Below are 1,118 nucleotides of genomic sequence, written 5' to 3'. Positions count from 1 at the left end.
ATACAAAAGTTAGTTGATAATTTCATATGTACATAAATTTAAATAGATTTTTTCTATTTTCCTTATCAATTTTAATACGAGTAATATAACAGCATGTTTTTCAAGTACCCTTCCTTTTTTAGATAAAAAGTCTACTAATACTAAACATCTATGTCCAACTCATACATAATTCTACTTACAAACTATCGGAGATGCAAAACTATGGGAATTTCTACTCTTTTATTAAATACCTTTATTATAATAATTTGTATCCTTAGCTATCACGTATTTTGGCTAGAGTTTAAAGAAAAAACAACATGTAATAATATGTTATTTTCTATCCTTTCCTCCATTGCTATTATTTTTTGTATGACTTTTCCTTTTCATTTACATGTGGGATTTATTTATGATTTACGTTTTATTCCTATTATCTTAGTTTTTCTATATGGAAATACAAAAAACATTATTTTTATAGGAATTTTATATCTTTCTTATCGGTTTTACTTAGGCGGAAATGGCGTTCTTCCATCATTTATTATCTTCACTATTATTTTTGGTATAACAATGCTCTTTCGTTACCTATTACCTATGTATATTAAAGAAAAAAAAGTATTATTAAGCTTACTCCTTATTTTAGTATGTACAACTTCACTTTCTATTTGCGGTATTGTAACTCAAATAAATACAGGAGGGAAAATAGACTCTACTCTCATAGAATTTTTATTAAATTATATAGTCATTAATATTTTCACAGTATTATTATCAGTTTATTTAATAGAGGGAATGATTGAGAAATATAAAATGGAAGAAAAACTGCAACGGGCTGAAAAATTTTATATAGCTAGCGAACTAGCGGCGTCAATTGCACACGAAATCCACAATCCACTAACCACGGTACATGGATTCACTCAATTATTAAATGAAAAACATGCCTCTAAGCTATCTCAGGATCAATACTTAGAAATCATGTTAATTGAAATGCAGCAAATACAATCTACTATTAATAACTATTTATCTTTAACCAAACCACAGAACACCCTAAAAGAGAAAATAGATATTAATCACATTTTAAATCAGGTGAAAGATACTATTTCACCACTCGCTCTATCATACAAAGTTGAAATCAAACAAAATAGTAC

General features: G+C 27.2%; 1 protein-coding gene. It reads left to right on the top strand.

Annotation, left to right across the window (positions count from 1 at the left end):
• Window positions 1-201: 201 nt before the first annotated feature.
• Window positions 202-1,118: histidine kinase dimerization/phospho-acceptor domain-containing protein (locus DN403_RS29830; RefSeq protein ID WP_149186067.1), on the top strand; the 917-nt coding region annotated here is incomplete at its 3' end.

The sequence above is a fragment of the Bacillus sp. AY2-1 genome (assembly GCF_008368965.1).
In the GTDB taxonomy this organism is placed as follows: domain Bacteria; phylum Bacillota; class Bacilli; order Bacillales; family Bacillaceae_G; genus Bacillus_A; species Bacillus_A thuringiensis_S.
This window is presented reverse-complemented; position numbering and strand designations above follow the sequence as displayed.